23 protein-coding genes are annotated in these 23,615 nt (G+C 66.9%); 13 read left to right on the top strand and 10 right to left on the bottom strand.

Going from position 1 to position 23,615, the window contains the following annotated elements:
* Positions 1-2 precede the first annotated feature (2 nt).
* Positions 3-1,892 (bottom strand): 2-oxoacid:acceptor oxidoreductase subunit alpha, encoded by a 1,890-nt coding sequence (locus DM818_RS11945; RefSeq protein WP_123124117.1) that lies wholly within the window; start codon positions 1,890-1,892, stop codon positions 3-5.
* 166 nt (positions 1,893-2,058) lie between these two features.
* Between DM818_RS11945 and DM818_RS11940 the strand changes: the two genes are divergently transcribed.
* Entirely contained in the window at positions 2,059-2,775 is a 717-nt protein-coding gene (locus DM818_RS11940; RefSeq protein WP_075936510.1) for a DICT sensory domain-containing protein, read from the top strand.
* A 152-nt stretch (positions 2,776-2,927) separates the two neighbouring features.
* On the opposite strand, the gene DM818_RS11935 is transcribed toward DM818_RS11940, so the two are convergent.
* The 5 genes from DM818_RS11935 to DM818_RS11915 form a co-directional block, all read right to left on the bottom strand.
* Positions 2,928-3,716 (bottom strand): N-acyl homoserine lactonase family protein, encoded by a 789-nt coding sequence (locus tag DM818_RS11935; RefSeq protein ID WP_123124118.1) that lies wholly within the window; start codon positions 3,714-3,716, stop codon positions 2,928-2,930.
* A gap of 45 nt (positions 3,717-3,761) precedes the next feature.
* A complete protein-coding gene (locus tag DM818_RS11930; protein WP_075936512.1) occupies positions 3,762-4,916 on the bottom strand; it encodes an acyl-CoA dehydrogenase family protein in 1,155 nt (384 codons plus the stop codon).
* A 68-nt stretch (positions 4,917-4,984) separates the two neighbouring features.
* On the bottom strand, positions 4,985-6,637 hold the full coding sequence (locus DM818_RS11925) for a long-chain fatty acid--CoA ligase (RefSeq protein ID WP_153952632.1): 1,653 nt from the start codon (positions 6,635-6,637) through the stop codon (positions 4,985-4,987).
* Between the two features lie 75 nt (positions 6,638-6,712).
* Positions 6,713-6,991, bottom strand: a complete 279-nt coding sequence (locus DM818_RS11920) for a UPF0058 family protein (protein ID WP_075936514.1) — start codon at positions 6,989-6,991, stop codon at positions 6,713-6,715.
* 54 nt (positions 6,992-7,045) lie between these two features.
* Complete coding sequence (locus DM818_RS11915; RefSeq protein ID WP_075936515.1) at positions 7,046-7,258, bottom strand: ribbon-helix-helix domain-containing protein; 213 nt, start codon at positions 7,256-7,258, stop codon at positions 7,046-7,048.
* A gap of 148 nt (positions 7,259-7,406) precedes the next feature.
* Between DM818_RS11915 and DM818_RS11910 the strand changes: the two genes are divergently transcribed.
* The 9 genes from DM818_RS11910 (at position 7,407) to DM818_RS11870 (ending at position 17,345) form a co-directional block, all read left to right on the top strand.
* Positions 7,407-7,997, top strand: a complete 591-nt coding sequence (locus tag DM818_RS11910) for a sulfite oxidase-like oxidoreductase (protein WP_075936516.1) — start codon at positions 7,407-7,409, stop codon at positions 7,995-7,997.
* Positions 7,998-8,050: 53 nt separating this feature from the next.
* On the top strand, positions 8,051-9,382 hold the full coding sequence (locus DM818_RS11905; protein ID WP_075936517.1) for an isochorismate synthase: 1,332 nt from the start codon (positions 8,051-8,053) through the stop codon (positions 9,380-9,382).
* Positions 9,379-11,145 carry a 2-succinyl-5-enolpyruvyl-6-hydroxy-3-cyclohexene-1-carboxylic-acid synthase gene (gene menD / locus DM818_RS11900; RefSeq protein ID WP_123124119.1) on the top strand — a complete coding sequence of 589 codons (1,767 nt, stop codon included), beginning with the start codon at positions 9,379-9,381 and terminating at the stop codon, positions 11,143-11,145. The genes DM818_RS11905 and menD overlap by 4 nt, the downstream gene beginning before the upstream one ends.
* A 37-nt stretch (positions 11,146-11,182) precedes the next feature.
* On the top strand, positions 11,183-12,070 hold the full coding sequence (locus DM818_RS11895) for a 1,4-dihydroxy-2-naphthoyl-CoA synthase (protein ID WP_123124120.1): 888 nt from the start codon (positions 11,183-11,185) through the stop codon (positions 12,068-12,070).
* A 679-nt stretch (positions 12,071-12,749) separates the two neighbouring features.
* Positions 12,750-13,685 (top strand): 1,4-dihydroxy-2-naphthoate polyprenyltransferase, encoded by a 936-nt coding sequence (locus DM818_RS11890; RefSeq protein ID WP_123124121.1) that lies wholly within the window; start codon positions 12,750-12,752, stop codon positions 13,683-13,685.
* Positions 13,682-14,686, top strand: coding sequence for a mandelate racemase/muconate lactonizing enzyme family protein (locus tag DM818_RS11885; protein ID WP_123124122.1), 1,005 nt, complete (start codon positions 13,682-13,684; stop codon positions 14,684-14,686). Before DM818_RS11890 ends, DM818_RS11885 begins: the two co-directional genes overlap by 4 nt.
* On the top strand, positions 14,679-16,163 hold the full coding sequence (locus tag DM818_RS11880) for a class I adenylate-forming enzyme family protein (protein ID WP_123124123.1): 1,485 nt from the start codon (positions 14,679-14,681) through the stop codon (positions 16,161-16,163). The genes DM818_RS11885 and DM818_RS11880 overlap by 8 nt, the downstream gene beginning before the upstream one ends.
* A gap of 36 nt (positions 16,164-16,199) precedes the next feature.
* On the top strand, positions 16,200-16,982 hold the full coding sequence (locus DM818_RS11875; protein WP_123124124.1) for an NRDE family protein: 783 nt from the start codon (positions 16,200-16,202) through the stop codon (positions 16,980-16,982).
* Positions 16,983-17,006: 24 nt separating this feature from the next.
* Positions 17,007-17,345, top strand: a complete 339-nt coding sequence (locus tag DM818_RS11870) for a helix-turn-helix transcriptional regulator (protein ID WP_075936524.1) — start codon at positions 17,007-17,009, stop codon at positions 17,343-17,345.
* On the opposite strand, the gene DM818_RS11865 is transcribed toward DM818_RS11870, so the two are convergent.
* The 3 genes from DM818_RS11865 to DM818_RS11855 are packed head-to-tail and all read right to left on the bottom strand — an operon-like array spanning position 17,346 to position 20,751.
* Positions 17,346-18,305, bottom strand: coding sequence for a calcium/sodium antiporter (locus DM818_RS11865; RefSeq protein WP_075936525.1), 960 nt, complete (start codon positions 18,303-18,305; stop codon positions 17,346-17,348).
* Between the two features lie 57 nt (positions 18,306-18,362).
* A complete protein-coding gene (locus DM818_RS11860; RefSeq protein WP_123124125.1) occupies positions 18,363-18,794 on the bottom strand; it encodes a PaaI family thioesterase in 432 nt (143 codons plus the stop codon).
* 1 nt (position 18,795) lies between these two features.
* Positions 18,796-20,751, bottom strand: a complete 1,956-nt coding sequence (locus DM818_RS11855; RefSeq protein WP_123124126.1) for a 3-hydroxyacyl-CoA dehydrogenase/enoyl-CoA hydratase family protein — start codon at positions 20,749-20,751, stop codon at positions 18,796-18,798.
* 458 nt (positions 20,752-21,209) lie between these two features.
* Between DM818_RS11855 and DM818_RS11850 the strand changes: the two genes are divergently transcribed.
* On the top strand, positions 21,210-21,494 hold the full coding sequence (locus tag DM818_RS11850; RefSeq protein ID WP_075936528.1) for a DNA-directed RNA polymerase subunit L: 285 nt from the start codon (positions 21,210-21,212) through the stop codon (positions 21,492-21,494).
* 168 nt (positions 21,495-21,662) lie between these two features.
* On the opposite strand, the gene hisF is transcribed toward DM818_RS11850, so the two are convergent.
* Complete coding sequence (gene hisF, locus DM818_RS11845; protein WP_123124127.1) at positions 21,663-22,478, bottom strand: imidazole glycerol phosphate synthase subunit HisF; 816 nt, start codon at positions 22,476-22,478, stop codon at positions 21,663-21,665.
* Between the two features lie 91 nt (positions 22,479-22,569).
* Here hisF and DM818_RS11840 point away from each other — a divergent pair, with 91 nt between their 5' ends.
* Both DM818_RS11840 and DM818_RS11835 read left to right on the top strand, forming a co-directional pair.
* Positions 22,570-22,998: an Lrp/AsnC family transcriptional regulator gene (locus DM818_RS11840; protein ID WP_123124128.1), complete on the top strand. Its 429-nt coding sequence runs from the start codon at positions 22,570-22,572 to the stop codon at positions 22,996-22,998.
* A gap of 40 nt (positions 22,999-23,038) precedes the next feature.
* On the top strand, positions 23,039-23,527 hold the full coding sequence (locus tag DM818_RS11835) for an SRPBCC family protein (protein ID WP_123124129.1): 489 nt from the start codon (positions 23,039-23,041) through the stop codon (positions 23,525-23,527).
* The last annotated feature ends 88 nt before the right edge of the window (positions 23,528-23,615 follow it).

The raw sequence follows: 23,615 nt of genomic DNA, 5'->3' as shown, positions 1-23,615 counted from the left end.
ACTTAATCACCTGCTGCCGGCTGGAAGCGAGCGGTCTCGCGCTCGAACTCCGTGTCGTCGATGGTCGCTTCGAATCCCTCCACTACCTCTGCCGGCTCGAACGGATTGCCGTTGTACTTGAGGAGGCTGGACAGCTTCGGGCCGAACTCGCCCAGTTCCTTCTGGGTGAGTCCGCGGAACTGCTCGGTCGTGTTCATCTCGACGACGAGACACTCATCGACCGATTCGAGGAAGGAGCGGACGTCCGTCTCGGGGTACGGCATCAGGTCGGAGACCCCGAGCATCTTCACGTCGTGGCCGTTCGCGCGAAGCCGGTCGACGGCCTCCTCGACGGTGCCCTGCTGGCTGCCGTAGGTCATGATACCGTAGGTGGCGTCCTCGTCGCCGTAGTACGTCTGGTGGCTGGAGTTGGCGTCGAGGTCGTCGCGAATCGCCTCCATCTTCTGGAGGCGACGGTTCATCTGCGCGACGCGGTTTTTCGGGTCCTCTGAGATGTGTCCCTCCGGCGTGTGTTCGTTGCCGGACGCGAGGAAGCGGCCGCCCTTCTGGCCGGGAATCGACCGCGGGGAGACGCCGTCCTCGACGTTGTGTTTGAACCGCTGGAACTTCCCGGAGGCGTGGTGGGCTGCCTCTGCGATTTCGTCCTCGGTGAGCGTCGCCCCGAGGTCGGGGTTCGGCTCCTCGTCGAAGAACTCCGCGTCGACGTTGCGGAGCTCGCCCGACAGCTTCTGGTCGTAGAGGACGATGGCGGGGATGTGGTAGCCGTACGCGATTTCGAACGCCTTCCGCGTCTGTGTGTACGCCTCCTCGACGTTCGCCGGCGCGAAGACGACGCGGTTGGAGTCGCCCTGACTCGTGTACAAGACGTGTTCGAGGTCGCCCTGCTCGGGCTTGGTCGGCATCCCGGTCGAGAGACCGGCGCGTGCGGCCTCGATTAACACGAGCGGCGTCTCGGTCATCTCCGCGAGACCGAGCGGCTCGGACATGAGCGCGAAGCCGCCGCCCGAGGAGCCGGACATGGCCTTCGCGCCGGCGTGTGAGGCACCGATGGCGAGGGCCGCGGCGGCGATCTCGTCTTCCACCTGCTCGGCGACGCCGCCGAACTTCGGGAGGTGTTTGTTCATCAGCGTGAACACTTCCGTCCACGGCGTCATCGGATAGCCCGCGATGAACCGACAGCCCTCGTCGAGCGCGCCGTAGGCGATGGCGTTCGAACCGGAGAGCAGGACCTGTTCGTTTTCGTGTTCGTTTTCCGGCAGTTCGATGTCGTGGTCGTGGTCCATCTCCGCGACCTGCTCGTGGGCGTCCTCGAGCACGGCGAGGTTCGGCTCGAAGATTTCGTCGGGCATGCTCTCGCGCATGAGGTCCTCGAAGTAGGATAAGTCGAGCCCGAGGATGCCGGCGGTGATACCGACGCCGGCGGTGTTGCGCATCACTTCGCGGCCGTGTTCCTTCGCGATGGCGCGCAGGTCCACGGGGTAGACGTGCCAGTCGTTCGCCTCGGCGCGCTCCTCGAAGTCCGCCGAGAGGTCGTCCTCGTCGAGCAGTCCCGAGTCGTAGATGATGATGCCACCCTCACGCAGCTCGTCGAGGTTCTCGGTGAGCGGCTTCGTCTCCTCGTCGCCATAGTAGGCTTCCTCCTGTGGGTTGCGAGCGAAGGAGTCCCCGAGCGAGAGGAGTACGTTGTAGCCGTCGCCGCGCGACTTGACCGGCTGGTCGCGGGCCCGAACCTCGACGTAGGTGTGGCCGCCGCGGATGCGTGACGGGTAGTGGCGATGCGTGAAGACGTGCAGTCCAGCGCGCAACAGCGCCTTCGTGAAGTTTTGGCTCGTCGAGTCGATTCCGTCTCCGGAACCGCCTGCGATTCGCCAGATTAGTTCGTTTCCTGACATAGTGTTGGTGGCGTCGAAACGCCTTGCACGTCTTCGGACTGCCGCTACCAAAAGCATTCGTGAAGTATTAGCACAGATTAATAGTGATAAAGGAGGATTAACCATGCAGGAGCGAGGCCACCCCACAGTTATATAGGCGATTAGCGCGTGTATGTTACCGACCCGAATGTCGCTCACTGAACTGATTCGTGGCGTCGAAGACCACGAGAAGACGCTGACTGCGTTCAACAGTGACGACGAGACCGTCGAATCGCTGCGGACCCAGTTCGGCGACCGCAACCTCACCGTCCGCAGCGGGACGACCGAGGCCGGCCCGGACTCCTACGTCGTCCTCTCTCGCGAGTCGGAGTTCGTCACCGCCGCCAGCATCGCCGACGTGCTCGCCGACCGCGACGACACCACGCCGGAGTTCGACGCCGAGGCGTACCGTCCCATCCTCGACCACCTCGACGAGACGATGTTCACCTCCTACGACACCCAACAGATGATCGCCGCCTCCCGGGAGATCGAAGACCGGGCGTGGCGGCTCGGGACGGGTGAACTCCACGCCGGCTTCCAGAAGCTCTCCATCCTCGGCCCGCAGATGGATATCTACAAGCGGCTCGCCTCGAAGGACGGCCTCGAGGTTCACGCCTACGCCGCCCCCGACGACGACGTGCCGCAACACGACACCGACCTCACAATCCACGTCGAGCGCTCGGACGAGATCCGCGAGTCGTGGTTCGTCGTCTACGACGGCGGCGGCGTCGACGTGAACAAGTGCGCGCTCGTCGCGGAGGAGCGCGAGCCGCGGTCGTTCTACGGCTTCTGGACCTACGACCCCGAAACCGTCGACTGGCTGCTCGAGTACCTCAACGAGACGTACGGGCTCGTCGCCCAGTAGCTACTCGTCGGTTTCGACGTACGTCCGAAGCAAGACTCCATCGCCACGCCGCAGTCCGGACAGCGTCGCTCCATCTTACCGGCTACCCCGTCGAGCCCGCTCTGCTCGATGCAGGCTCACCACCTGTCGAACCCGCTCTGTTCGATGCGGGTTCACCATCCGTCTTCAAATCGCTCTAGCATCGCCATGTCGTGGCCGAGCAGCACGTCGGCGTCGGTCCGGCGTTCGAGGTCCTGCACGTACGCGAGCGATTCCTTCCACGCCTGATTGTCCCACAGCAGCGAAGCGGCCATCGACTGACCCTCGTAGTTCTCTTGCCAGTAGGCCTCGTCGCCGACGACGAGCAGCGTCTCGCCGTCGCGGTCGATGCGCGCCCCGAGCAGTCCGGGCGTGTGACCGGGCAGGTGGAGCAGTTCGACGCCCGGAACGAGCTGGCGGTCGCCCTCCACGACCGTCCAGTTCAGGTCGTGCTCGAAGTCGGGCGCGAAGTAGGCGATAGAGCCGGAGTCCGTCTTCGCCGACCGGTAGGCGAACTCGATTTCGCGCTCGTGGACGTAGATGGGCACGTCGGTCCCGTCGAAGTGGTACAGCCCGCCGGCGTGGTCGAGATGGAGATGCGACATCACGACGGCGTCGATGTCGTCGAGTTCGAAGCCCGCCGCGTTCAGGTCGGCTTCGAGGTCGTGGTCGGCCGCGTCGACGTGCGCGAAGGCCTGATACAGCGGCGCGGGCCAGTAGCCGTCGCCCGCCTCGGGGTGTGAGCCGGTATCGAAGAGGACGGTCGCCTCCGGGTGGTCGATGACGAGATTCCAGACGAGAAACTCCTCGTACCGGAGGTCGGGATTCTGATTGCCGGCGGTCGCGGCCACGGAACCGTCGAGGACGAAGTTCGCGTCGGCTTCGATGCGGCCCCTGTCGAGCAGATGCACGTCGTACGACATGCGTTCACGTACGGCCGGCGACGCTAAAAACAGTGTGCGCTCGGGTTAGTTCGGTGCCTGTCGGTAGATGAGGTTGCGCTGAATCTCGTTTGCGCCCTCGTAGATGACCGGGATGCGAACGTCGCGGTAGACGCGTGAAATCTTGTTCTCAAGCAGGACGGAGCGACCGCCGTGAAGCTGCATCCCGCGTTCGGCGCAGTCGTTGGCGACCTCCGTGGACTTCACCTTCGCCATGGACGCCCAGAAGCCGCCGTGGTCGTCGTTCTCGACCTTCTCGGCGGCACGCCAGTTGAGCGCGCGCGCCGACTCGAACTCCAGTCGCATGTCCGCGAGGATGTGCTGGACGGACTGGAACTCGTTGATGGTGCGGCCGAAGGCGTTGCGGCCGTGGGCGAACTCCCACGCTTCCTCGATGGCGGCGGCCGCCAGCCCGAGCCCGTGGCCCCCGACCACGATACGGCCGTGGTTGAAGAAGTCCGCGAGCATGTAGAAGCCACCCCCCTCGACGCCGATGAGGTTCTCCTCCGGAATCCGGGCGTCATCGAGCACGATGTGGGCCTGCTTCGAGGCGCGCATCCCCATCTTCTCGGGGATGTGTTGGGCCTCGTACCCCTCGGTGTCCGTCGGGACGATGAACATCGAGTAGTTGCCGTATCTGTTGTCGGGGTCGTCGCCGGTCTTCGCGTACAGCGTCACCCAGTCGGCCTCCACGCCGTTGCCGACCCAGTACTTCTCCCCGTTGAGCACCCACTCGTCGCCGTCCTTCTCGGCGCTCGTGGTCATGCCGGCCAGGTCGGAGCCGGTCTCGGGTTCGGAGACGGCGAGGCCGGTAATCTGGTCGTTCTCGGCGACGGGACGCAGATACTCCTCACACTGCTCGTCGGTGCCGTGTTCCTCCATGATGCCGGCACCGAAGCTCGCGAGCTGGAGCGTCAGGGCGATGCCGGCGTCGGCACGGTAAAACTCCTCCGCGACCGCGAGGACCTGCGGCAGGTCGAGTCCGCGCCCGCCGTACTCCTCGCTGATGTCCTGGGCGATGAGGTTCGCGTCCATGCCGGCTTCGAGCACCTCCCACGGGTACTCACCGGAGCGGTGGTACTCCTCGGCGTTCGGCTCGATGTGCTCCTCGGCGAACTCGCGGGCCTCCTGCTTGATGTCGTGTGCGTGCTCGGGCACGACGGTATCGTCCAGTAAATCCATACGGAAGGTTGGAGTTCCGGCAGTAAATACCTCCTGAAACGTGTAAACAGTTCTCGTGCGTTTACGCGTCAGTCGTCCTGGCCGGGGGCCGCCTCGTCGGGCGTGTTGCCCGCGAGCAGGCGGTCACCGCTGTACTGCTCGCGCAGGTCCTTCTTCGAGAACTTCCCCGTCGCCGTCTTGGGTACCTCCTCGATGTACTCGACGGCGTCCGGGAGCCACCACTTCGGGTACTCGTCGCGCAACAGCTCCATAATTCCCTCTTCGAGCGTGTCGCGGTCGGCCCCGTCGGCCGGCACGACGAACGCCACGGGTCGCTCCTGCCACTTCTCGTGGGGGACACCGACGACGGTCGCCTCGGTCACGTCGTCGTGGGCCATGATCGCGTTCTCCAGTTCGACCGAGGAAATCCACTCGCCGCCGGATTTGATGACGTCCTTCGCGCGGTCGACGATCTGGATGTAGCCGTCCGGGTCGACGCTCACCACGTCGCCGGTCTTGAGCCACCCGTCCTCGAAGTCCTCCTCGTTCGCCTCGGGACGCTTGAAGTACTCCTTCGTAATCGTCGGCCCGCGGACGTGGAGTTCGCCGAACTCCTCGCCGTCCCAGGCGATCTCCTCGTCGTTCTCGTCGATGACCTTGAACTCGATACCGGGGACCATGATACCCTGCTTGCCCCGCTTGTCGAGTTGGGTCTCGTAGTCGGCGTCCTCGAGGTCGGACTTGAGCATCGAGACGCTCCCGATGGGCGACATCTCCGTCATGCCCCACGCGTGGAGCACCTCGACGCCGCGGTTGTCGAACCACCGAATCATCGACCGCGGTGCGGCGGAGCCGCCGACGATGATGCGGTCCAGAGAGGTGAGGTCGACCTCGTTGTCCTCACAGTACTCCATCAGGCCGAGCCACACCGTCGGGACGCCGGCGGTGACGGTGACCCCCTCCTCCTCGATGAGCATCGCGATGTCCTCCGGGTCGGGCGAGGGACCGGGGTAGACGTGTTTCGAGCCCGCCGCGGTCGCGGTGAAGGGCATCCCCCACGCGTTGACGTGGAACATCGGGACGACCGGCATCACCACGTCGTCGTCCTCCATCGGAATCCCCTGCGGGGTGAGCGTCGTCATCGTGTGGCTCCACAGCATCGACTGGGTGTACTCGACGCCCTTCGGCTTCCCCGTCGTGCCGGAGGTGTAACACATGCCGGCGGGCTGGTCGCTGGGGAGGTCGGGCCAGTCGTACTCCGTGTCGTGGCCGTCGAGGAACGACTCGTAGTCCGGCGCGTCGAGCACATCTACCTCCTCGTCGCCCATCACGACGAAGTCGACGCCGTCGAACTCCTCGGCTCCCTCGGCTGCGCCCGCGAGCTTCTCCGCGAGCGACGGGTCGACGAAGATGAGTTCGTCGTCGGCGTTGTCGACGATGTACCGGACGTGTTCGTCCGGCAGCAGTGGGTTGATGGTGTGCAGCTGTGCGCCCATCGACGGAACGCCGAAGTACGTCTCGTAGTGGCGTTCGGTGTTCCAACAGAAGGTCGCGACGCGGTCTTCGTGTTCGATGCCGTGGTCGTCGAGCGCGTTCGCAAGCTGTGCCGTGCGACCGGCGTACTCGCTGTACGTCGTCCGGCTGATGCCGTCGTGGTCGCGAGAGACGATTTCGGTGTCCGGGTACAGTTTGCTCGCGCGCCACAGGAACGGCCGCAGTGTCTGGGTGTGACCTCCGGGCATATCCGTATCTCGTGGGGGACCGTAATGATTCTTGCCACGAGATGGCGTGACACGCAGCCGAGAGTGCTAACGAGGCTACAGCTTGTTTTGTGCGTCTTTCGCGAGCTCCTCCATGCGCTTGCCGATGCGGCCGGCGTCGGAGAACTCGTCGTCGCTCATCACGTCTGCGAGCGCGTTTCCGAGGACGAAGACGGCGTGTTTGTGCTCGCTTTTCGATTTGTGTACGTCGCCCGGCTCCACGTCGAGTTCGTCGTAGGCGTCGAAGGCGTTCGTCTCGACGGCGTCCATCTCGCGGAACGTCTGCATGATCTCGACCATGTGGCCGTGGAGCTCGAGCAGTTCCTCTTTGTGCATGCGCGTAGTTCCGTAGAAACGCCGATAAACCTTGTGTGGAACCCAGTTACACGATTAGAAGACGTACTCGTCGTCGTGGCCCATCATCCCGTCTTCCTCGTAGCTCGGCTCTTCGTCCTCCATCGGTCCCGAGGTCTTGTAGGCGCGAATCCCCGCAGAGAGCACGTCTTCGATGGCCTCCTCCCGGCTCTCGAACTCGCCCTGCTCGACGAGCTGCGTGAGTTGCATCTCGAGATGCTCCGGCACCGTGATGTCGGCTTTCACCATGTTGCATCAAAATTTGATGCTGGGGCATTTAACAGTACTGGATAATTTAACGAGAGACGAATTTGGGCTACCGATACCGACAAATTTCTTGTCCGTTCGCAAGCGAGGAGAGCGGCAGGCTAACGTCGACTGAGCCGTATTCGAGCGTATGTACGACGCCACCTCCCTCCACGAAGAGTTCGACGGCGAGCGCGTCCCGCCGGGACAACGCGAGACGACGCGGTTTCCCGTCCTGTCGAAGTCCGGTACACCGTCCGTCGACCTGAGCGAGTGGACGCTCGACGTGTGGGGAGCCGTCGACGAACGGCTCGAACTCGACTTCGATGCGCTGCGGGAACTCGACACCGAGACCCAGCGACAGGATTTCCACTGCGTGACGGGGTGGTCGCGACTCGACAACGAGTTCACGGGCGTCACGTTCCCGACCATCACGGAGGCGGCCGGCGTGACAGACGAGGCGGTCCACGTCATGTTCCACGCCGCGGACGGCTACACGACGAATCTCCCGCTCGACGTGTGCGACCGCCGCGAGCTGCTCGTGACGTGGGAACACGACGGCGAGCGCCTCCCCGCCGACCACGGGGGACCCGTCCGGGTCGTCGTCCCGCACCGCTACGCGTACAAAGGGGCCAAGTGGCTCACCGGAATCGAGTTCCTGACCGAGCCGGAACGCGGCTACTGGGAAAAGCGGGGCTACTCCAACACGGCGAACCCCTGGAACGAGGAACGGTACGCCTGAGACGGGGTACCCGAACGGGATACATAAGCCAGTGGCACCCCTACCGTGGGGTAATGAAATCGCTCGGCGACGAGATGCGGGTCGTCTCCCGTGCGCGCGAGATCTCCGCGCCCCCTGCACGGGCCGCGCTGGCCGACGCCGCGACTCCGCGCGTGTTCTGGAGCGGCGACGGCGAAGAGACCGTCATCGGGTCGGGAGCCGCGGCGACGCTCACTGCCGGCGGCGAGGACCGGTTCGGTGACGTGCGGGCGGCCGCCGACCGCCTGTTCGCCGAGGGGGACGTCCACGCCGGCACCGAGGCCGCCCGTCCGCGGCTGTTCGGCGGCTTCGCCTTCCACGACGAACACGACACGACCGAGGAGCCGTGGGGGGCGTTTCCGAGCGCGCAGTTCGTCCTCCCGCGCCGGCAGGTCACCTACACCGACGACGCGGCGTGGCTGACGGTGAACGGCGTCGGCCCGGACGCCACCGCCGAGGTCGTCACCGACGAACTCGACGACACGGCGACGAACCTGTCGAATCTCCCGACTCCAGAGACGATGCGCGCGTCCAGCGTCGTCGAGCGCGAGCGCACGACGACGAAGGAGGCGTGGCGGGCGTCGGTGACGGACGCGACCGACCGCATCGCCGCCGGCGAACTCCGGAAGGTCGTCCTCGCGATGGCCCTCCGGGCGCGGCTGGACGGCCCGCTCGCCGCCCACGAGGTGACCGCCCGACTCGCCGACACCTACCCCGATTGTTACCGATTCCTGTTCGAGCCGACCGGGGACACGGAGCCGACGCCGGCGTTCATCGGCGCGACGCCCGAACGACTCGCCACCCTCCGCGGGCGAACGCTCGCGACGGGGGCACTCGCGGGGACGACCGGGCGCGGCGACACCCCCGCCGAGGACGAGTGGCTGGCGGACGAGCTTCGCCGCGACGAGAAGAACGTCCACGAGCACGACATCGTCGTGGACGCGATTCGCGACCAGCTGGCCCCGTTCGCGGCTACCATCTCGACCGGCGAGCGCGACGTGCGCCGACTCGCCACGGTCCAACACCTCGAAACGCCGATTACGGCGACGCTGTCCGACGACGAACACGTCCTGACGCTGGTGGAGGCGCTCCATCCGACGCCGGCCGTCGGGGGCCTCCCCCCGGACCGCGCGCTGGCCACGATTCGCGACACCGAGTCGTTCGACCGCGGCTGGTACGCCGCGCCGGTCGGCTGGTTCGACGCCGCCGGCCACGGCAGCTTCGCCGTGGCGATTCGCTCTGCCGTGACCGCCGGCGACACGGCCACCCTGTTTGCCGGCGTCGGCATCGTGGAGGACTCCGACCCCGACGCCGAGTGGGACGAAGTGCAGCTCAAGTACCGGCCGATGCTCGACGAACTCGAATGACGCCACCAAACGTCAACACGCTGTGGGGCGAAATCATCGTCGACGAACTCGCGAAGGCGGGCGTCGACGCGGCGGTGCTCTCGCCGGGGTCGCGCTCGACGCCGCTGACGGTCGCCTTCGCCCACCACCCGGACATCGAGACGTACTCGCAGCTGGACGAGCGCTCGGCGGCCTTCTTCGCGCTCGGACGCGCCAAACAGACGGGCAAGCCGACGCCGCTCGTCTGCACCTCGGGGACGGCGCTCGCGAACTACCACCCGGCCGTGATGGAGGCCGGCCGCGCTCGCGTGCCGATGCTCCTGCTCACTGCCGACCGACCGCCCGAACTCGACGACTCGGGCGCGAACCAGACCGTCTCGCAGTCGAACCTCTACGGCGACTCGCTGCGCCACCAGCGCACCCTCCCCGAACCGGAGGTCCACGACCGGAAGCTCCGGGCGCTCCGAACTGCGATTTCCCGCGGTGTCGCCACGACGACGGCGACGAACCCCGGTCCCGTCCACCTGAACGTCCCGTTCCGGAAGCCGCTGGAGCCGACCGTCGAGACCGACGACGTGTCCGAGGCGTGGCTCGACGCGCACCCGCTCGCGGCGGAGGGTCGGGACGGCCCGTTCGTCCAGACCACGCAGGGGACGCCGACGCTCGCGGCGGGCGACCACGCCGACCTCGTGTCGGCCATCGAGTCGGCAGAGCGGGGCCTCATCGTCTGTGGTCCGTCCGACGAGCCGACGCCCGATCGCGGTGCCCTCGCCGCGCTGGCTCGCACGGCCGGCTTTCCCGTGCTCGCGGACCCGCTGTCGGGACTGCGATTCGGCCCCCACACCGAGCAGGACGGCGTGACGATACTCGGCGGCTACGACGCGTGGGCCGACGGCTTGACCGACGAGCGCGCGCCCGACCTCGTGCTCAGATTCGGCGCGTCGCCGACCTCGAAGCCGCTCCGGAAGCGGCTGGCCGCACTCGCGACGGCAGACCCGTCGCTCCGGCAGTATCTCGTCGACCCGGCCGGCGGCTGGCGCGAGGCCGAGTTCGCGGCGACGGAGGCCCTCGTCGCGGAGCCGACTCGGCTGGCGCGCTCGCTCGCCGACCGACTCACCGCGCCCGACGAGACGCCGTACGCAGACCGACTCGCCGCGCTGGAGCGTGCGTACTGGCCCCTCGTCGCCGACGAGGACCGCTTCTTCGAGGGGCAGGTCGTGGCCGACGCCCTCGCCCGCGCGCCGGACCCGAGCACCGTCTTCGTCTCCAACTCCATGCCCGTTCGGGACATGGACCGGTTCGCCCGGCCGAGTGCGCGCGAGGTGACCACGCTCGGCAATCGTGGCGTCTCGGGCATCGACGGGATCACCTCGACGGCGCTCGGGGCGAAGAGCGCGAGCGACGACCCCCTCGTGCTCGTCACGGGGGACCTGGCCTACTACCACGACACCAACGGCTTGCTCGCGCTCGACCGGTTCGGGCTGGACGCGACCATCGTCCTCATCAACAACGACGGCGGCGGCATCTTCCATCTGCTCCCCATCGAGGCCCACGACACCTTCGAGGGGTATTTCCGAACGCCACACGGACTCGACTTCTCGGCGACCGCCGACCTGCACTCGCTGTCGTTTGCTCGCGCGAGCACGCGCGAGGGCTTTCGCGAGGCGTACGCAGCGAGTCTCGACCAGTCGGGCACGCAGGTCATCGAAGTGCGGTTCGACTCGGACGCGAGCCACAGGGTGCGCGAGCAGGTCCAGTCGCGCGTCGAGGAGGACCTGCTGTAATCGGCCGGATTTTTGCCGTGGCCCCCGTTGGCGGGGTATGGTCTCAGAGCTATTCGACGCCGACAGCTGGGAGCCGGTCGAGGGGTTCGATTTTCGTGATTTGACGTATCACCGCGCGACCGAGGTGGGCGCGCTCCGCATCGCCTTCGACCGCCCGGAGGTCCGCAACGCCTTCCGCCCGGAGACGGTGGACGAACTCTCGACTGCGCTCGACCACGCCAAGCGCCAGACCGACGTGGGCTGTGTCTTCATCACCGGCAACGGCCCCTCCCCGAAGGACGGCGGCTGGGCGTTCTGTTCGGGCGGCGACCAGCGGATTCGCGGCGAGGCCGGCTACGAATATGAAGACGACGACCTCGACGACGACACGCCCGGCCCGCGACTCCACATCCTCGAAGTCCAGCGCCAGATTCGCCACATGCCAAAGCCCGTCGTCGCGGTCGTGCCGGGGTGGGCGGTCGGCGGCGGCCACTCCCTGCACGTCGTCTGTGACATGACGCTCGCCGGAACCGAGGCGAAGTTCCTCCAGACGGACCCGGACGTCGGGAGCTACGACGCCGGCTTCGGCAGCGCGTATCTCGCCCACCAAATCGGCCAGAAGAAGGCGCGCGAGGTGTTCTTCCTCGGGAAGACCTACTCCGCGGAGGAGGCCGCCGACATGGGGATGGTGAACGAGGTCGTCCCGCAGGCCGAACTCGAGGAGCGCGCACTGGAGTGGGCCGAGGAGATGCTCTCGAAGTCGCCCAACGCCATGCGCATGCTCAAGTACGCGTTCAACATGGACACCGACGGACTCGTCGGGCAGCAGGTCTTCGCCGGCGAGGCGACGCGGTTGGGGTACATGACCGACGAAGCACAGGAGGGTCGAGACGCGTTCAACCAGAATCGCGAGCCGGATTTCTCGGAGTTCCCCTACTACTACTGACCCGTTTCTGTTTGTCTTAGTCTTGGATACCTCGGCTGTTTTGACGTCGTAAATGGCCTGAAATACTCGGTTGCATTGCTTGCTGACTGAAATTGCATCAACAAGCACGGGACGAAAGCCCCGGGCGTGTCGCGGTCTCCCCGTGACATATCAGTCGCTCGCGTTCGCTCGCTCCCGATAGTTGTCACGGACCCGACCAAACGCGCGCGACACGCCCGTCTAAGCAAGACGCTGCGCGTCTTGCTGACCCTGAAGTCTGCCATGGCAGACTTCAGGACCCCTTTCAGTCCATCCACAACAACAGTCCACACGCCTCCCCAGCCGACTCGCTCACTGCGTTCGCTCGTCCACTGTCAGAGCACGCTCTGACAAGCCGTCGCTTGGTGCCCTCGCGACGACCTCGCGACGACGGGCGCGCACGAGGCGCGCCGGCCCACGCCATCCGCACAGGCAACCGTGGCGGTGGCCTACCGCACCGCGCCCGTGGCGCGTGTGCGGTCCGGGGAAGGGTTGGCGCGGTGCTGTTTCCCCGGAGCCAAGCAACGAGAGTAGTCGCGAGGCTGAAGCTGACGCCAAACAAGTCCGCGGTATCGGAGCCGAACTCTTCAATGACGCCACCACAGGTACACCAGTTCGCCAATCGCAGTCGCTTAGTCGGGTCCCCTGCTACCGAGGGGTAATGAGCGACGCCGACATCACGACGCGACGCGCGTGGCTGATGGCCGCACGGCCACAGACGCTCCCGGCCGGGGCCGCACCGGTCGTCGTCGGCGTCGGCGTCGCACTCCAGCGCGGCGTCTTCGCCCCGCTGCCGGCCATCGCCGCACTCGTCGGCGCGCTCCTCCTCCAAATCGGGACCAACTTCGCGAACGACTACTACGACGCCGTCCAGGGGGCCGACACCGAGGAGCGCGAGGGGTTCACCCGCGTCACCGCGGGCGGCCTCATCGAACCCGCAGCGGTCAAGCGGGCGATGTACGCGACGTTCGCGCTCGCCATCCTGCTCGGCACGTATCTCGTCTGGGTCGGCGGCCCGGCAATCGTCGTCGTCGGACTCACCTCCGTCGCGTCCGGCATCGCCTACACCGGCGGTCCGGCCCCGTACGGCTACCGCGGCCTGGGCGACTTGTTCGTCTTCGTCTACTTCGGTCTCGTCGCCGTCACCGGCACCTACTACGTGCAGGCGGCCGCCGTCGCAGTCGCCGGCGTTCCGGCGTTCACCGCCCCGGCCGACCTCGTCCCGCTCGCGGCGGTCGTCGCCGCACTTCCAGCAGCGGGCCTGTCGACGTGTATCCTCATCGTGAACAACATCCGCGACCGCGAGACCGACGCGAAGGCGGGGAAACGGACGCTCGCCGTCACGCTCGGCTACACCGGTTCGCGAATCGAGTTTCTCCTCATGCTCGGGATGGCGTACGTCGTTCCGGTCGTCTTCGCCGCGACGGGCTACGGCATCGCGACCCTCGCACCCCTGGTGACGCTCCCACTCGCTGCCCGACTCGCGCGGACGGTCCTCACGGAAACGGGCGGCGAGGCGCTGAATCCGGCGCTCGAAACCACCGGCAAACTCCTATTCGCACACAGCCTCCTCTTCGCCGTGGGGCTTGCCGTATGAATATTCAGTCGTTCGCGCTCGACTTGCACGAACCGCTCGCGACCGCCGCCGGCGACATCGCGAGACGCGAGGGGTTTCTCGTCACGCTCGACGAGGACGACGGGTGTCGTGGCGTCGGGGAGGCCTGTCCCCTGCCGGGGTGGACCGAGAGCTACGACGAGTGCCGAGACGCACTCGCCGACGCGGTGCCGGCCGACCTCGATACGCTCCCGCCGGCGGCTCGCCACGGGGTCGCGCTCGCGCTGCTCGACGCCGACGCGCGCGAGGACGGTGTTCCCCTCTACCGTCACCTCGGCCGCGACGAGCGAGTCGAGACGGTCCCCGTGAACGCGACCGTCGGGGACGCCCCGCCCGAACCGACCCGCGAGCGCGTCGCCGACGCCGTGAGGGAAGGGTACACCTGCGTGAAACTCAAGGCCGCGAACCGACCGCTCGCGGCGGATGTCGAGCGCGTCGCGGCGGCCCGCGAGGTCGCCCCCGACATCGAGATTCGACTCGACGCGAACGGCGGCTGGACTCGGGACACGGCGACTCGCGCGTTCGAAACGCTGGCGACGTTCGACGTGTCGTACGTCGAGCAACCGCTTCCGGCGAGCGACTTGGGGGGATTCGCCGCGCTCCCGAATACGGGCGTCGGCATCGCGCTCGACGAAGGACTCTACGAACACGGCATCGACGCCGTGCTCGACAGCGAGATAACCCATCTCGTCCTGAAGCCGATGGCGCTCGGCGGGCCGGATATCGCCCTCGAGCTCGCGGGGCTGGCCCGCGGGGCGGGTATCGAGCCGGTCGTGACGACGACCATCGACGGTCCGATTGCGCGCGCGGCGGCGGTCCACGTCGCGGCCGCGATACCCGCGGTGTCGGCCTGCGGGCTCGCGACCGGGTCGCTGCTCGCGACGGGCGAGATGCCCGACCCGGCACCCGTCACCGGAGGGGTGGCCGCGGTGCCACAGAAAGATGGAAATACCCCGGCCGTGTTACCGGCAGATTATGCGTGACTGGCTGGCGATTCGAGCGCACGCGACGCCGGCCAGCACGGCCCTTGTCGACGCGGCTTCGGGCGAATCGACCAGCTACGGTGAGTTCGACGACGAGGTCGAACACCTCGCCGGGCAGTTGGCTGCCTTCGGCGTCGGCGTCGACGACCACCTCGGCGTGCTCGCGGAGACGCGCCCGGAGTTCGTCAGGCTCGTCCACGCCGCCAACCGACTCGGGGCCGTTCTCGTCCCGCTGAACGCCCGGCTGACGGCCCGGGAGCTCGACGGTGCGCTCGACGCGGCCGACGTTGACACCCTCGTCTGTACGGCCGAGACGGAGGCGACGGCGACCGAAGCGTTCGACGGCCCGCTCGCAACCGTCGACCCGCCGAGCGAGGGGGCGCGAAGCCTCTCGACCATCGACCCGGAGTCGTTCGAGCTCGGGTCGTGGACGCGCGACTGCACCGCGGCGCTGCTCGCCACCTCCGGAACGACCGGCGGACCGAAGCTCGTCGAGCTCACGATGGGGAATCTCGCGGCGAGCGCGGCCGCGTCGTCGTGGCGGCTCGGCGTGCTCCCCGACGACTGCTGGTACTGCACCCTTCCGATGTACCACATGGGCGGGTTGGCCCCGGTGTACCGGAGCGTGCTCTACGGGACGAGCGTCGCCGTCTCGCCGGGGAGCTTCGACCCAGAAGCGTCGCTCGCGGAGCTGGACCGCGTGGACGCGACGACGACCTCGCTGGTCCCGACGATGTGTCGCGAGCTACTGGAGACGGACGACGAGGACGTGTTGACGTCGCTGCGATTCGTCCTCGTGGGCGGCGCACCGACCCCCGATTCGCTCGTCGAGACGGCCCGCGAGGCCGGCGTGTCGCTGTACCCCAGCTACGGGATGACGGAGACGAGCTCACAGATTGCGACCGCGAGCCCAGCACAGACGCGGGAGGCGCTCGGCACCGTCGGCTCACCCCTGATGTTCACGCAGGTGACCGTCGTCGACACCGACGACGTACCAGTCGAACCCGGTGAATCGGGTGAAATCGTCGTCAGCGGCGCGACCGTCACCCCGGGCTACTACGACAACCCGGAGGCGACCAGGGAGGCGTTCGGCCCGCACGGCTTCCACACCGGCGACGCCGGCTACCGCGACGAGTCGGGGAAGCTGTGGGTGCTCAATCGCCTGACCGACCGCATCATCACGGGCGGCGAGAACGTCGACCCCGGCGAGGTGGTGGACGTGCTCCGCGACCACCCCGACGTGGAGGATGCCTTCGTCGCCGGGGTTCCGGACGACCGGTTCGGCCAGCGGGTCGCCGCGCTGTTGGTCGGTCCCGACACCACCGAGTCGGTCGAGGCGTTCGCGCGCGACCGGCTCGCCGGCTTCAAGATTCCCCGCCAGTGGCAGCTCGTCGACACGCTCCCCCGAACCGCGTCGGGGACCGTCGACCGCGCCGCCGCGAACCTCCTGCTGGAAGACGCCGACGGGACCCGGTAACTCGCCACTTTTTATGCCGGCTCGCGTACTCGGCGTATGTGCACTCTCACCGTCGCGTACCGGCAGTTCGACGCGCCGCTTGCCGTGGCTGCCAACCGCGACGAACTGTACGCGCGCCCCTCCAGCCCGCCACACCGGTGGGAGGACCCCGATATCTTCGCTCCCCGCGACGACCAGGCCGGCGGCACGTGGACCGGAACGAACGACGACGGCGTACTCGTCGCGATTACGAACCGCTGGAGCCGGGACGTGACCGACGGCGACCGGTCGCGGGGCCTGCTCGTCCGCGACGCGCTCGCGGAATCGAGCGCCGAAGCCGCCGGCACCCTCGTCCGGCGCGAACTCGACGCCCGGGCCTACGAGCCGTTCCACCTGCTCGTCGCCGACCGCGAGCGCGCACTGTTGTTCGAGCACGACGCGACGGACTCGGAGACCCGACTCGCGCCCGGGACGTACGTCGTCGGCAACGCCGGCTGGTGTGGCGTTCGAGCGAGTCCCGACGACGCGGGCGAGCCACAGCGCACCCGGTCGTTCTTCGTTCCCGCCGAAGGGCCGAATCGGGGCCGCGAGCAGGCCGCGAACGACGAGGCTGTGCTCGATGCGCTGGTCGAGAGCGAGACAGCAACGGCGACCGCGTGGCTCGACCAGGCGGGCGAGATACTCGGCGACCACGAGTACGGCGTCTGCATCCACGGCGAGGAGTTCGGAACCAAGTCTGCGACGCTGGTCGAAGTCGGCGAGACGGCGACGTGGCGGTACGCCGACGGGCCGCCGTGTGAGACGCCCTTCCAGCGATACGGGCCAGACGGCAGGGTTTAACAGTCCGACCGTCGTCGATGTGGTATGGCCGAGTCGCTCACCGACGAGGAGGAGACGGCGTTCGAACTCATCGCCCGCGAGGGAGGCATCCACCAAAGCGAGTTCTGGAAGGAGATGGACATCGACTCCCGGAAGGGGAGCCGACTCATCGAGTCGCTCGAAGAGAAGGGCCACATCGAGCGGGAAGAGAGCGTCCACAACGGACACACGACGTACTTCGTCGAGCCGATTGTCGACCCGGAGGACCTCGACTTCTCCCTGCTGATGGCCGGTGACATGCTCTCGCCGTTCGTCGGCGACGACGAAATCGACGCCAACTCCGACAAGTTCACGCAGTGGGTCATGACGCTCGCCTATCAGTAATCAGAGGATATCCAGCGCCCACCGAACCAGATTCACCGCCGTCGCGACCACGCCTTCTGCCCGCGTCAGTTTCCGACCCGTGAACAGCAGTACCGTGACGAGTGCCGTCAGTCCGACGAGCCACAGCGTCGTCGCCGTCGCCGCACTCGTCACCGGACTGGGTGCGAGCACCGCAACCAGCCCGACGACGCCGAAGGCGTTGAAGATACAGGAGCCGACGACGTTACCGGCGGCGAGTTCGGGATAGCCGGCGCGGGCCGCCGCGAGTGCCGCCGCCAGCTCCGGGCTGGACGTTCCGAGCGCGACGACCGTCTCGCCGACCACCCACTCCGAGACGCCGACCGCGAGCGCGACCTCCACGGCCGCCTCCACGAGCACGTCCGCGCCGACCACGACGAGTGCAAGCCCGCCGACCGTCGCGACGGCTGCACCGGCCGGCGGGAGCACACCGGCGGCTGTCGCGTCGGCGTCCGCTTGTGGGCGGTTGCGTCGTCGTTCTCGTTCCCCCTCGCGGTTCACGAACAGGAGTGCGCCGAGATACGCGGCTAGCCCGGCGAGCAGAAGTACCCCTTCCATCTGGGTCAACCGGAGGTCGAGGAGTGCGACCAACACGGCGAGGGTCGCAACGAGCATCGCCGGCGCGTCACGCCGACGGAGGGGTCGCCGCGCGCGCAGCGGGGTCACGAACGCGACGGCTCCGAGCACGACCCCGAGGTTGACCAGGTTCGAGCCGACGGCGTTCCCGACCGCGAGGTCGGTGCGCCCACCGAGCGCTGCGCCCGCCGAGGCAACGACTTCCGGCATCGACGTACCGATGCCGACGACCACGACCCCGACGACGAGTTCGGGGACGTTAGCTCGGCGGGCGAGGCCGACGGCCCCCTCGACGAACCGCTCGGCGCCGTACCACAGCGCACCGGCACCGACCAGGAGAAGAAACAGGTCCGTAGCGAGGGTCACACAGAGGAGCCGGTCCCGGGGGAAAAGAACCCACCGCAACGGCCGAGCGTGTCGCCGTCAGTTGGCGTCGCGGAACAGCCGGTAGGTCGTCCCGCCCGTCGCGACGACCTTGCGTTCGCCCTCGTGGACGGAGGTCACCTCACACTCGGTGACGCCCATCGAACTGCCGGCGCGGACGACCTCGGCCTCGACGCGCACGTCGTCGGTCGCCGGCCGGACGTAGCGGGTGTTGAGGTCGGTCGTCGTCAGCGCCACGTCGGTCGGATTCTCGAACGTCGTCCGGAGCGCGAACCCGGACGCGGTGTCGATGATGGTCGCCGTCACGCCGCCGTGGACGCTGCCGGAGGCGATGTTGGCGAACTTCTCGTCGAAGGGGAGCTCGAACACGACGCGGCCGTGTTCGATGTCGACCGCCGAGAGGTCGAGCCACGACAGCAGACCGTGGTCGGACAGCTGTGCGGCCAGCGGCTCGTACCCCTCGGTCGACATCCTACTTCCCCTCGAACTCCGGCTCGCGGTCTTCCATGAACGCCGCGGCACCCTCCTGCATGTCGTCCGTCGCGAGGAGGTGGCCGAACGCCTGCGACTCCAGTTCGAGCCCGGCTTCGAGGTCCTGGTCGCGGCCGACGTTCATCACGCGTTTCGCCTTCTGGAGCGCAATCGGCGCGCCGTACACGAGGTCGTCGAGGAACTCCTCGATGGTCTCCTCGAACTCGGATTCGGGGACGGCGCGGTTGATGAGTCCCCAGTTCTGTGCGCGCTCGGCGGAGATGTGCTCGCCGCGGAAGACGAGTTCCTTCGCGCGAGCGTCCGACAGCATCCGCATGGCGCGCTGGGTGCCGCCGCCGCCCGGCAGCAGTCCGAGGTTGATCTCCGGGAAGCCGAACTCGGAGCCTTCCGTCGCGATGCGGAGGTCACACGCCAGCGCGAGTTCGTGGCCGCCGCCGAGACAGAAGCCGTCGATTTTCGCGAGCGTCGGGCGCGGATACTCCGCGACGACCTCGAAGAACTCCGTGATGGCCGCCTCGTACGGCTCGCGGCCGGCGAAGCCGGTGATGTCCGCACCGGCGGAGAAGGCGCGGTCGCCCGCACCCTCGAAGGTGACCGCCCGGACCTCGTCGAGGTCGGAGTTGTCGAGCAGGTGGACGACCTCGTCCATGAGGTCGTCGTTGAGCGCGTTCATGCGCTCGGGTCGGTCGAGCGTGACCTCGAGCAGGCCGTCCTCCGAGAGTTCGTACTCGATGGTGGAGTAGTGGCGCTCGCCGCCGTCGCCGCCGTAGTCGTAGAACCCTTCGCCGGCCTCCTCACCGGTCTTGCCGGATTCGACGAGGCTGCGCAGGTGTTCGGATGGCTCGTAGCGCTCGTGGTCGTACTCTTCGTGGAGTGTTTCGAGCTTTTCCAGCACGGCGTCGAGCCCGATTTTGTCGCCGCGACGGCACGGTCCTTCGGGGAAGCCGGCACCGAGTCGCATTCCGGTGTCGATTGCGTCGGCGGTCGCCACGTCGTTGCCGATGAGTCGCGCGGCCTCGTTGATGATGCGCGCCTCGATGCGGAGGGTGTCGACGTCCTCGCCCTGTCCGGCCTCGTAGGTCGTTCCGTCGCCGTCCTCGTAGTCGTAGTAGCCCTGCCCGGTCTTCTGACCGAGGTCCTCGGCGTCGACCTTCTCCTGGACGATCGGCGGGATGTCGCGGCCGGCCTCCTTCCGGACGTGATAGCCGATGTCGATCCCCGTCAGGTCGCTGAGTTCGAACGGACCCATCGGGTAGCCGCGGCGGTGGACCATCGCGGCGTCGACCTCCTCGATATCGGCGACGCCCTCGCTGACCATCCAGGCGGCCTCGTCGCTGAACGGGCCGAGCACGCTGTTGACGACGAAGCCGTTCACATCTTTGCGGACGTAAATCGGCGTCTTGTCGATGGACTCGACGAACTCGTAGGTCGCCTCCGCGGTCTCGTCGGTCGTCTCCCCGCCGTAGATGACCTCGACGAGGTCCATCTTCACGGGCGGATTGAAGAAGTGCATCCCGACGACCTGTTCTGGTCGCGAGGTTGCGGTCGCGATTTCCGTAATCGAGAGCGAGGACGTGTTCGACGCGAGAATCGCGTCTTTGGGCGTGAACTCGTCGAGGTCCGAGAAGATGTCCTTCTTGATTTCCATCTGCTCGGGCGCGGCCTCGATGACGAGGTCCGCGTCCGAGACGGCGGTTTCGAGGTCGACTTCGGTGTCGACGCGGTCGAGCACCGTCTCGGGGTCCTCCGAGACGATTCCCTTCTCCGAGAGCTTCTCGAGTGACCACTTGATGGACTCGTAGCCGTCGTCGACGAGGTCCTGTTCGATGTCACGCATCACCACGTCGTAGCCGGCGATAGCGACGACCTCCGTGATACCGTGACCCATGTTCCCTGCCCCAAGTACCGTCACCTGAGAGATGTCATCCACGTTCATACGGGCGCATCTGGCGGGCGATTCGTCTTAACTCCACCGCCACAGTTTAGCGATGTTAGCGTTTCGCCGACGTTTGGCTACTGGCGTAAACTCGGTGCGTGTTTCGGGGCGTTTGCGAGACGGCCGCGAGACGAAACGCTGTTCGGTCTCGTCGTTCGCGTGTCGTCGCGTCACTCCGTTCCCGCTCACATCTCTGGCACTCGCTATGCTCGTGCCATCTTCTCGCGTGTCGTCGCGTCGCTCCTCCCGCTCACGTGCCTGGCACTCGCTATGCTCGTGCCATCTTCTCGCGTGTCGTCGCGTCGCTCCTCCCGCTCACGTGCCTGGCACTCGCTCCGCTCGTGCCATCTCCTCGCGTGTCGTCACTCCGTTCCTCCCGCTCGGCGTTCTCGGGACCTCACGCTGTTCGGTCCCGCTACTCCGAAACGTACTTCCGACCGCCTCCCCCTCTACTCGGTATGGACCTGCGCGTCATCGAGAACGAAGAAACCGAACTCGCCATCGAAATCGCCGGCGAGGACCACACCTTCATGAACGTCCTCAAGAGCGCGCTGCTGGAGACAGACGGCGTCGCCACCGCGACCTACGACATGAACCCCGAGCAGTCCGGTGGCCAGACGGACCCGATTCTCAACATCGAGACGGAATCCGGCACCGCACCGCTGGACGCCCTCGAAGCAGCGACCACGAGTGTCAAACAGAAGTCCGACTCCTTCACCGACGCCTACGACGCCGCCGCGTAATCTCTCGGCTTCTCGCTTCTCTGTGTTCGACAGCGACCGCTCCGCCACCGCAGAGACCGAAGTGAAAGTGGTCGCGCAGTCGGTTGATTTGCCGGCCAGCACCGCTCAGTCGCCCGAGACGTAGAGCGTGTTCAGTTTCGCACAACCGGAATGAAAGTAGTCGCGGAGCTACAGCCGAACAGGAACGCCCTTCTCGTCTAGATACCGCTTCACCTCGCCGATACCGAACTCGTCGAAGTGGAAGATGGAGGCCGCGAGCCCGGCATCGGCTCCGGCGTCGGTGAACACCTCGTACATGTCTTCGGGACCGCCACAGCCGGAGGAGGCGATGACGGGCGTCGAGACGCTGTCACAGACGGCCTTCGTCAGCGGGATGTCGTAGCCGTCCTTCGTCCCGTCGGCGTCGATGCTGTTGACGAACAGCTCCCCCGCGCCGCGGGACTCGACCTCGTTTGCCCACTCCACCACGTCGAGGTCGGTCCCCTCGCGGCCCCCCTTGACGGTGCACTCGAACCAGCAGGACTCGCCGTCCACCTCGACGTAGTGTTCTCCCTGCTCGTCGAAGCGGCGGCGGGCGTCGACTGAGATGACGATACACTGCGAGCCGAAGGCGCGGGCTCCGTCGTTCACGAGCGACGGCTCGGCGATTGCTCCGGAGTTGATAGAGACCTTGTCCGCGCCGGCACGGAGCGTCTCCTTGATGTCCTCCTTCGTTCGGATGCCGCCGCCGACGGTCAGGGGGATGAACACCTCGTCCGCCACGGCGGAGACGGTGTCGAGCATCGTCTCGCGCCCCTCCGCGCTGGCCGTGATGTCGAGGAAGACGAACTCGTCCGCGCCGGCCTCGTTGTACTTCTTTGCCATCTCCACGGGGTCGCCGGTGTACTCGAGGTCCTCGAAGTTGACGCCGGTGTAGACGGCTGCGTTGCCGTCCTCGTCTAAGTCCACGTCGATACAGGGGATGATGCGCTTCGTCAGAGTCATACCCACGCTACTCCCGGGGACGGTTTCACGGTTTCGTCGCCAGAGTTTCCCATACGGAAGATACTTTTCTCGGCGCGTGAAATGACATGGTATGAGTACCGACACCACCGAGGAACGTATCCTCTCGGTGTTAGAGGAGGACGCCCAGGCCTCCTACGCCGAGATTGCGGACCAAGCGGGTGTCTCCAAGCCGACGGTTCGCAAGTACGTCGACAAGCTGGAATCGGACGGTGTCATCGTCGGCTACTCCGCCGATATCGACCCGAAGAAGCTCGCCTCCCGGTCTATCGCGCTCGTCGGCATCGAGGTCGCAAGCGAGCAGTACGTCGAGGCCTCCCGCGAACTCGCCGCGCTCGACTCCGTCGAGGCGCTGTACGCTTCCTCCGGCGACCACACCCTGATGGCCGAGGTCCGGGGCACGGACGGCAACGCCGTCGGCTCCGTCATCTCCGAGGACATTCTCACGGTCGACGGCGTCGAGGAAGCACACCCCTCCTTCCTGCAGGAGCGACTGAAGTAGCCGCCGCGACTGTTTTCCCCGCGCCGCCCCTTGTCCACCTATGCCGACGTACCACCGCGCCACGTGGGTCGATGCACCGCTCGATGAGGTCTGGGACTTCCACTCGCGTGTCGCCGGCCTGACCGAACTCACGCCCGCCGTCGCGAACCTCGAAGTCGGAACCGTCACCGGTCCTGACGGGGAGACTGACCCCGAGATTCTGGAGGAGGGCGCTCGCATCGAGATGTCGCTGCGTCCCTTCGACATCGGCCCGCGCCAGTCGTGGACCTCCGTCATCACCGAGCGCGAGGCCGACCTCGACAACGGGCGCGCCTACTTCCGGGACGTGATGGAGGATGGCCCATTCCCGGAGTGGGAACACACCCACCGCTTCTTCGAGAACGAGGCCGGCGAGACGCTCGTCGACGACCGCGTCGTCTACCGACTCCCCGGTGGCCCGCTCGGGACGGTCGCCGAGCCGTTCGGGGGGCTGGGCTTCGAGCCGATGTTCTATCACCGTCACCGCACGACGAAGGCGCACTTCGAGTGAGTCGGTGAAGCAGCGCGAGAGAAACAGGTAACTACCGGCCCCGACGAGCGAAGGTGTGGGACTGCTCGCCGCGCTCGAACGACGGACG

It is taken from the genome of Halosegnis longus (assembly GCF_009663395.1).
GTDB lineage: Archaea > Halobacteriota > Halobacteria > Halobacteriales > Haloarculaceae > Halosegnis > Halosegnis longus.
The sequence above is the reverse complement of the archived record's forward strand: the minus strand, read 5'-3'. Positions and strand labels throughout refer to the sequence as shown.